This window comes from Bradyrhizobium sp. AC87j1, assembly GCF_002936975.1.
In the GTDB taxonomy this organism is placed as follows: Bacteria; Pseudomonadota; Alphaproteobacteria; order Rhizobiales; family Xanthobacteraceae; genus Bradyrhizobium; species Bradyrhizobium shewense.
On sequence record NZ_PTFE01000001.1, the window covers coordinates 301,001 to 309,047 of the forward strand.

Consider the following 8,047-nt stretch of genomic DNA (forward strand, 5'->3'; position numbering starts at 1 on the left):
GGGCTTCGCGCTGGAGGTTTCGGGAAGCGGCACCGCGTACGCCGACAGTCCGCGGCGCGAGACACCAAAAGCGGGTGGCGCGCCGCGTATTCCCGCGCTCTACCTTCGCCGTCCAGCTCTTATGGCTCCATCCGTTTCGCGATCAGATCGGCGAACTCACCCAGGGTCCGCGCCGCCTCGACCTCGCCAACGCGGAATCGTACGCGAAACTTCTGCTCGACGGCGATGACGAGCGAGATCTGCATGAGCGAGTCCCACTCCTCGACGTCCGCCGCCGAGAGCTCGGGCTTGGCCGCGACCTTATCGAGGAAGATGCCGTCGAATACCTCCTGCAACTTCGCCAGTACTTCAGCCTGCTTCATAAGCCCTCCGGGTTACGCGTATCTTTGTCGACCGAATCTGATACTTCCCCACCTCGAGCTCGAACTCTTTTCGGGCGGCGGAGTCTTCCGTACGCACGAATCCAAACGCCTCGTAGATTCCGGCGACGATCCCGTTCTTGGCTGTCGGAAGATAGATGCCGCGCACTTTTGCGCAGCCGGCGACCTCTGCAATCCGAAAAATCTCAATCATGATCTCGTCCTCAACTTGGCGCTTGAGCACGCGGCAGCTCATGAGCCAGGTGTCGATCACGAAGACGCCGTCCTCGACCTTTGCAATGACCACGGAGATGAGCCCGGAATCACCGAACCGGTCCTCGAGCCGCATCGTGAAGCACCGGTAGTCCGGTCTGCTCAGGAGCCCCTGGATCTCGGTTTCGGAGCGACGGACCGTCGTCAGGTTGAATTGGTTGCTGCGCGCGATCAGCTGGGCAATGCGGGGCAGGTCGAGCGCGTCGAACTCCTTGATCGTAGCCCGCATCTCGAGCGAGGCGAGGTAGGCTGGCATGTCGGTCACGCTCGCCGCGAGCTCCGTACGTCGCCGTTCCTGCCTGTACTGCGCCGTCCGCCCGAGATCCTCCTCCGTGACGGTCCGCGGCTCGAAATGGCGTCCGGCCTGGAGGCGGCCGATGAACTCGGCGGGGTCCGGCCCGAGGAGCACGCCTTCGACCAGGGGCTGAAACTGGCGCACGATCTCGATTTCCGCCGGGTTGTCGTCGGCGAAGACGAAGCTGTCCAGGCCGAGGTGCAGTTCATCCGCGATCCGCTGCAAATTGTCGGACTTCGGGTCCCAATTTGCTTTGAAGGCCGCGAAATGCTCCAGGCGGAGAACCATCTCGGGATGCTTCTCGAAGACCTCGACCGCGCGCGCATGGTCGTTCTTGCTGCAGACCGCGAGCAGCACGCCGCGCTCGGAAAGCGCAAGGAGGTATTTCTGGAAGGCCTTGAAGGCCTCGCCGCGGGGCGAGGAGTCGCCGAGCTCGATTCCCTCGATGCCGTCCTCCGCGATCACACCGCCCCAGAGCGTGTGATCGAGATCGAGCACCAGCACCTTCTTGGGGCCTTGCTTACGGGAGGCGATCAGATGGCTGAGCTCTTGCGCGACATCCACCAGAAAATCAGGTGAGCCGAGCTGCTTCGATTCATACCACGCTCGCGCATCCTCCGCGGCCGTGATCCCTCGGCGTGCCGAGAGGAACTCGACGTCGCAGATTTGCACCTCGGCTGGCGCCCGGAGCCCGAGCTCGAGGTTCACCGCTTTGCGGAAACTCCAATCGGCGCCAAGCGTGCGTGAACGGAACGAGCCGAGCCCGAGCTCGGCAGGCAGCGCAAGATTGGCGAGAATTACCGCCGCACCCGAACGTGCGATGAAGGTCCGCGCTAGGCTGAGGAGGTGCTCCGCGGCGCCAACTACAGCTTCGCGCTGGCGTTCCATGGCATCGAGCAGCGAGCCGGAAAACCGGCAGCGGCTTCCGTTCGGCAGAATGAAGGCGATATCCGGCTTGAAGGCGTACAGCGGGCTCGAGTCGTCGAGGACCTCCGAGACGAAATTATCGTACTCGCCGAGAAAGCGTTCGCACGCGACGCCGCGAACGGCCAGGAGATGTTCGACCAGTTCGTGCAACGGATAAAGGTTGTAGCCGCCGATCAAGGCAAGGCGGAGTCTTGGCTGGACACTCTCGGCCGCGTGCAGCTTGGCCTTTTTTCGAAGCGTCGACAGAAAAAACAGTTCGGAAAAGCTCATCGCGTGCCGCGAGCGGACGGCGAGATGTCCCCAGAACGCGGCATCGCCGGACAGCGCCAGGGACTTGAGTTCGGCGTCATTCACAGGCCGGTCCGGCAAGGCGGGTGCAGCAGCGAGAATAGCGAGTCTCCCCAGCGAAGGCGGCATCATTTGATTGTCCGCTAAATTAAATCATGATAGAGGTTAGGTCAATTAAATACATTTAAATTTGTTAAATTGGGATGGCGTAGATAAATGACGGCGCATGCGGAACTGGGACCATCGAGCTCGGACACGCTTTTCACCAAAGCTGAGAATCTCAAGCGGCTTCCCGAAGGGAACAACCTGGTCCTCCGGGAGGTCAGGCTGGACGATTCGGCGCAAATCATCGCCTGGCGGAATGACCCCGTGCTCGGCAAGTTCATGGGGCGAGAAAAGCTGACTTTAGGCCGGCAGGAAGAGTTTTTCCGAAGCTACCAGAGCAGGGCGGACGACTATTATTTCATTGCCGAGTTCAAGCGTTCGCGAAAACCGGCCGGCAGCATCGCGATTGCGAACCTGGATTTCGCAACGAAGCGCGGCGAGGTGGCGCGGTTGATCGTCGATCCGGGCGCGCGGCTCTTTCTGGCCGAGATCTTCGATCTGCTGCTCGCGTTTGCGTTCGTGCAGCTGGGGCTTTCGGCCGTCGTCGCCAACGTGCAAAGCCGGAACGGGCCGGCGAAGAACTTCCATGTTCGCCTTGGATTCCAGATCGACGAGATCGCGCCGAACGCTTGGTGGAATGGCGACGACGTGATTACATTTCGGATGTCGCGTGAGGATTATCCGCGGTTAAAGCACGCCTGGTCGGCGCTGCTCCTCGATGCCAGGGAAAGTTAGCTTCCGCGCGGCTGGCCGGAGAGCGGCAGCGGTGCATCGCGCTTCCGGAGGCGACGGATTTCACGCCCGAACTGGGTGTTGTCCGTCCCCGAGGGCACCTCGCGGACAGCGCGTGGACGATGGACACTTGCGTCTTGGCGCGCTGGCAGGGGAAAGAGGACTGGCAGATGGAGTTGCATTTTCATCATTTGGGAATGGCGTGCCGGAATATCGCAACGGAGTTGCCGGAGCTCGAGACGACTGGCTACCGTCCTGAAGGACCAATCTTCGAGGATCCGATCCAGCAGGTTCGGATTCAGTTCGTGTCGGGCGGCGGTCCGCGCCTGGAACTCATCGAGCCGGCCAGCCCACAATCGCCCGTGATGGGCGTTCTGAAGCGCGGCAGCAAATTCTATCATCTTGCTTACGAAGTGGCCCGCTTCGACGACGCGATCGCTCACTTCAGGGAGCGGCAGTATCTTCCCGTATCGTCACCCGCGCCCGCCGTCGCGTTCGACATGCGTCGCATCGTGTTTCTCGCCTCCGCGACGCTCACGCTCATCGAGCTCATCGAGGCGGGGAGCTAGCGTGAATTGGCGACAGCTCGATCGGCGGCTGAGCGACGATTTGCGCGAATCCGTCGGACGAAACTGGTCTGCTGCGCCGAACCCATTCAGCAGCGCGGAGGCCGCCTGCCTGCAGTCTCACGACCGGTTCAGGGCCGATCTCCGACAGGAGAATGCCCATGTGCCCCGGTGCCGGAGACGCCGTCGGCCAAACGCCCAATCCAATTGCTGACAATACGGTCCGATCCATATCGCCCCAGAACTGCACGACAATGGCACCAGGGGGCGCGCAAGCAGCGAGGTGCGTCGCTTCCGGCGAACCGATGCGAGGCTCAGCCGTCGCCGTCGGTCGGAGCGCGACGATGATTGCGTCCCACTCGTCGTGATACACCGCCTGGACGTGGTGGAAGATGTCCACGCTCGCTCCAGAGCTCGCGAGACCGGCGCGGAGCGAGCCGACAAATTCGTTGTCGCACAGCACGGCAATGCGATTCTTGTAAACGGATAGACCGCAATCGTGCAGTTGCTTCACGCACAGCGGACCGAGAAACGAGAAGACATCGACCGACGGGTGGCGTTCGTTCACGCCGACAATGGGAATTCCGCGCCGTAAGCACGCTTCCATGTCGAGGTCTTTGGCGCGAAATTCCCAGGCCTCAAACATCAAGGCGATGACGGCCTGCCTCGGTAACTCATCAATCAGCGCAGCGGTCAGAGGCCGAAGATGGCCGCTGTTGGTTAAAATATCCGTTTGATGGAGGATATCCGGGGTGATCTTCTCCAAGACATCGATACGATCGGCCACGCCGACCGAATCTGCAAGCTCCATGGTCTGCTGCCTGGCGTCAGCTGGTGTGCCGTGCCGCGTAGGTCTGGTGAAGGCATAGACGTGCCTGGCTCCGGCCATCGCTGCGAGGACGGCCGTTACGGCATACGCGCCGGTGGCAGCCTCGGTGAGGACTGTTAGTTCCGAAAGGTCCAGGAGAGTTTCCGTAAGAGCTCGGCTCATCAGGGCTCCCAGGCGCGGCACTGAGAATCCTGGTCGCAAGGCCGTATCGAAGCCAGATCGCAATTGCCTGAACGCTACTCCGGCCTCGGTTGCTGTCATGAACTGCCTTCCGCTTTGCCACCTTGGGAACACCGCGCGTAAATATATGGTCGAGTTACGCTGAGCCCCTGCGCGCCGAATAGGCTGTATGAATGGAAGTTGACTGCAAGTTAATTAATATATTTATTATTATAATAGATTTATTTATTAATGTCAATAATGTGCCAGGGCCACGGTGCCCTCAAGACGAAATCGGGCGCGGCCGCACGCGCCTCACTTGCCAAGGTACAACGTGGTAGATAACTCGGTAATTGAAATCGTTGAATTAACAAATTTAATTTGGCACGCATCCAATTTCGGTCTATTTTCGCTGACCGACGATTGCAGGATGACGTTGATGACCCACCTCGACCCCGCTAGTGAAGATCGTCGCGAGTTCTTGAAGAGCTGTGGAAAATTTGCAGCCGTCACACCTCCGACCATGACGCTGTTGCTGTCCACCTCGCTGACCTCCACCGCCATCGCCAGTTCCGGCGGCCGAATTGTGCAAGGCAACAATGGCTTCGGCAACAATGGTGGCGATGGCAGTCCCAACGGGAAACCGGATGGCAACCGCTAAAGGCAAACGAAGCCTCACCATCCACACCGCAGGTCCGAGCATCGGAGCCTCAGCCGGTCCGGCGGCGCCTTTGGGCCGACGAGCGGTCGATTAGGAGATCATTTAGCTTCTTACCGGCTCGAAGCTGCGCTTTCAGCCAGCGGGGCTGTTTGCCGCGGCCGGACCAGGTTTCGGCCGGATCCTTCGGGTTCTGGTATTTCGGCAACACCGGGGGGTAGGGGCGGCGCGGACGTTCCCCGTTCGGGGACGAAACGGCGGTCCCCTCAATCTTGCGCAGCCGCTCTTCGAGCTTGACCTTTTCCGCGGTCATCCTGCGACTGAGAACGGTCGTGACCTCATCGTAAAGCCCCCACAGCTCGGCTGTGGTCAAGTTGACCCAGTCATTTTTCCCCATGGAAGCCGTCCCCAGCTACTTCCGAACCAAAGCAGGAGGGGGCATTATCAGGTCATGGCAGGGTTGGGCAAGCGCGATCCGGGCGCGGGGCGGCGCTTGGGTGCAGCGCAGTACTTGGTGCTAGCGGTTAAGACTGTATCTCCGACCGGGCGGTCGCTTCCTGAGCGCCCTCCGTCCGTAGGCCCGTCGCTTGGGCGAGAGCAATCGCTCCTCTGCTTTCAACACGCGATTACGTAAGTTCTGCAATTCTGTGAATTGAACGATGAGGGCCTTATGTGTTTTACGCAAAACTGCCGAAGAATACATTTGAACCACCTACTCATTGCTACGACGAATCCGTGCCAATCATTGAAAAATTGCTGAATTGACGAAATTCGGCCTCAAGCGCGGTACTGGGATTTCCGTCGGTGTTACACGGGCTACGATCAACCGCAGCCTTGTTCTGTCCTTGATTACCAGCCGTTGCTTTGATGAATAGTAATACTTTCTCACCTCCCTTTCCTGAGCTAGGCTTTACGAACGGCCTCGCTTCAGTAAAACTTCGTCGAATGTTAGATTTGAATCGTGAATGTCCCTATATATCGTTGGTAATATCCGACTCTAACTAAGTTAATTGGATGTTGACCATCATAGTGCACCCGGCCGATCAGTGAGCCGATGACATTCTTGGCGTGAATTTTAAGATTTAAACTATCAAAAATTGTAGTCGGAATGTCGTTATCCTCGCAGAATTCGCGGTTTCGAATTTTGCATCGAGCACCGCATTCTTACGGTGCTGCACGCATTCTCTGGGCGAGTTACGATAGCGTGGCCATCGAGCGTTGCCGCCAGGTGCTGCCTTCGATCAAGACCCTGCGACACTATTGACGGAGCTGACTGGTTATAGCTCGCGCGTCTCAAAAGGAGGGTGGGGATTAAACGGCTGCAAGCGGGGTTGTTAGCAACAGGCAAGGGAAGCATGCGCCGTATCAGAATTGTTATCGCTGATCGACACCCGATCGTCTTGCAAGGGGTTAGGAGCGTTCTTGCGGCGCAGCGTGATTTTGCGGTCGTTGCTTCCTGCAGCGATGGCGCAAGCTGTGTCGAGGCAATTCGGTTTCTTGCCCCGGACCTGGCGCTTGTCGATGCTGCACTGCCCGACTTCAATCGACAGCAGATGCTCGCTCGTGCGAACACCGTCGGTCCACGTGCTCCGATAATCTTCTTCACCGGTATTACGGCCGACAGTGAGTTACAAAGGTTGGCCTTGAACGGCGCCTGCATCGTCCTATCGAAGGATTCGGATGCGGAGATGCTGGTCGCAACCCTGCGGAAAACTGCCCAGGGCCAAGCAGCGGCTTCGCCCAGCAACGGGCACGTCAGCGAGGCCCCCCTGGCCAGTGTGAAGCCTTTGACACAGCTAACTGACCGGGAGCGGCAGATCATGCGGCTCGTATCGGAGGGGCTATCGAACAAGGAGATTGGGCGTCGGTTGAATCTCGCCGACGGTACGATCAAGGTCCACCTTCATCATATCTTCCAAAAGCTGGAAATCAGCAATCGTACGGTTCTCGCGGCATTGGCGATCTCGCGAAGCGAGCTGCATACAGCGCCAGATGAGCCGGATTCCCTTGGTCTGTTGCGTCAGGATCCAGCCAGCGCGAACTGACGGGTACGTCTGGCGCGTCTTCGGCAGTATGCGCGAGGGGCGGCCTATCGCGGTGCCAGATGCTCAATCATGTTGAGGCAGGCCCCTTCGGCCTCGGCCAACGTTCGAAAGGGCGAGCCGCCAATCTTGATTGCGGCTTGGTTATTGTGGAGCGGACGCCAACTCGCCAGGTAGCCGGAGCGTCCGTGAAAACCCGGACCTCCCGGGCTTTCGAAACTGATCACGAACGAGAAGCCGTGGCTGCTCGCACTCCAGATCTCCATGTCCCGGACGGACCGATAGAATTGCAGTGGCATCGCAATGATCCATTGTAGCCGAGCCCGCGCCCGTTAGTTAAATTCAAGTTAACTAAATTAAATGCCCGAGCGCAACTCAAATTGGGTGCGTCGGCAAGACGCGGCGGGAATAATCGGAGGAAACACGGGAAATTGCCGGCTTTCTGTCCGGGGCACGCACGTTCAGCAACCTCTGACCAGGCAAAGAAAATTCTTGGTTGAAAATCTATATTTAATATATAATAATGTAAAAATGGCGTTTTAAATCGAGGAGGCGCATCGTGACCCGGGACGGCAACGAGGATGACGACCGGCGGGAGTTTCTGAAGACCTGCGGAAGATTTGCAGCCGTGACGCCCCCTGTCATGACGCTGCTTCTGTCCACCTCCCTGACCTCAAAAGCCATTGCCCGTTCGGGCGGCCTGAACGGGGCGAGGCAAAGCGACAGCGGCCAGTCGTTCTTCGACAATGATCGGTCCACGTCGGGCCCGGCGAGCTCCAGCGGCGGATCATCCGGGGGTGGGAGACCACCAGGT

9 protein-coding genes are annotated in these 8,047 nt (G+C 59.0%); 5 read left to right on the forward strand and 4 right to left on the reverse strand.

What is annotated here, in order from left to right; genetic code table 11:
- Positions 1-119: 119 nt before the first annotated feature.
- The gene (locus CV770_RS01315) at positions 120-362 is read right to left on the reverse strand and encodes an acyl carrier protein (protein ID WP_038946211.1); all 243 of its coding nucleotides are present in this window, start codon (positions 360-362) and stop codon (positions 120-122) included.
- Positions 349-2,274, reverse strand: coding sequence for an HAD-IIIC family phosphatase (locus CV770_RS01320; RefSeq protein ID WP_245453644.1), 1,926 nt, complete (start codon positions 2,272-2,274; stop codon positions 349-351). The genes CV770_RS01315 and CV770_RS01320 overlap by 14 nt, the downstream gene beginning before the upstream one ends.
- 84 nt (positions 2,275-2,358) lie before the next feature.
- Between CV770_RS01320 and CV770_RS01325 the strand changes: the two genes are divergently transcribed.
- Together CV770_RS01325 and CV770_RS01330 are read left to right on the forward strand one after the other, a co-directional pair.
- On the forward strand, positions 2,359-2,982 hold the full coding sequence (locus tag CV770_RS01325; protein ID WP_245453645.1) for a GNAT family N-acetyltransferase: 624 nt from the start codon (positions 2,359-2,361) through the stop codon (positions 2,980-2,982).
- 134 nt (positions 2,983-3,116) lie between these two features.
- The gene (locus CV770_RS01330; RefSeq protein WP_161499970.1) at positions 3,117-3,548 is read left to right on the forward strand and encodes a VOC family protein; all 432 of its coding nucleotides are present in this window, start codon (positions 3,117-3,119) and stop codon (positions 3,546-3,548) included.
- Here the strand turns inward: CV770_RS01330 and CV770_RS01335 are convergent.
- Positions 3,529-4,635 carry a hypothetical protein gene (locus CV770_RS01335; protein WP_063712051.1) on the reverse strand — a complete coding sequence of 369 codons (1,107 nt, stop codon included), beginning with the start codon at positions 4,633-4,635 and terminating at the stop codon, positions 3,529-3,531. The genes CV770_RS01330 and CV770_RS01335 overlap by 20 nt on opposite strands.
- A 337-nt stretch (positions 4,636-4,972) precedes the next feature.
- Here CV770_RS01335 and CV770_RS01340 point away from each other — a divergent pair, with 337 nt between their 5' ends.
- A complete protein-coding gene (locus tag CV770_RS01340) occupies positions 4,973-5,194 on the forward strand; it encodes a hypothetical protein (protein ID WP_038946217.1) in 222 nt (73 codons plus the stop codon).
- 49 nt (positions 5,195-5,243) lie between these two features.
- Here the strand turns inward: CV770_RS01340 and CV770_RS01345 are convergent, their stop codons facing one another.
- Positions 5,244-5,588 (reverse strand): H-NS histone family protein, encoded by a 345-nt coding sequence (locus tag CV770_RS01345; protein ID WP_038946218.1) that lies wholly within the window; start codon positions 5,586-5,588, stop codon positions 5,244-5,246.
- A 958-nt stretch (positions 5,589-6,546) separates the two neighbouring features.
- Here CV770_RS01345 and CV770_RS01350 point away from each other — a divergent pair.
- Both CV770_RS01350 and CV770_RS43025 read left to right on the forward strand, forming a co-directional pair.
- A complete protein-coding gene (locus tag CV770_RS01350) occupies positions 6,547-7,236 on the forward strand; it encodes a LuxR C-terminal-related transcriptional regulator (RefSeq protein WP_104461052.1) in 690 nt (229 codons plus the stop codon).
- Between the two features lie 556 nt (positions 7,237-7,792).
- Positions 7,793-8,047, forward strand: a 255-nt coding sequence (locus CV770_RS43025; RefSeq protein WP_210203153.1) for a hypothetical protein, incomplete at its 3' end; no start/stop codon positions are given.

Bases quoted from the DNA above. Each gene is read 5' to 3' on its own strand.
- CV770_RS01325 (WP_245453645.1), top strand. From the start codon at position 2,359: ATGACGGCGCATGCGGAACTGGGACCATCGAGCTCGGACACGCTTTTC.
- CV770_RS01315 (WP_038946211.1), bottom strand. From the start codon at position 362: ATGAAGCAGGCTGAAGTACTGGCGAAGTTGCAGGAGGTATTCGACGGC.
- CV770_RS01320 (WP_245453644.1), bottom strand. From the start codon at position 2,274: ATGATGCCGCCTTCGCTGGGGAGACTCGCTATTCTCGCTGCTGCACCC.
- CV770_RS01335 (WP_063712051.1), bottom strand. From the start codon at position 4,635: ATGACAGCAACCGAGGCCGGAGTAGCGTTCAGGCAATTGCGATCTGGC.
- CV770_RS01340 (WP_038946217.1), top strand. From the start codon at position 4,973: ATGACCCACCTCGACCCCGCTAGTGAAGATCGTCGCGAGTTCTTGAAG.
- CV770_RS01345 (WP_038946218.1), bottom strand. From the start codon at position 5,588: ATGGGGAAAAATGACTGGGTCAACTTGACCACAGCCGAGCTGTGGGGG.
- CV770_RS01350 (WP_104461052.1), top strand. From the start codon at position 6,547: ATGCGCCGTATCAGAATTGTTATCGCTGATCGACACCCGATCGTCTTG.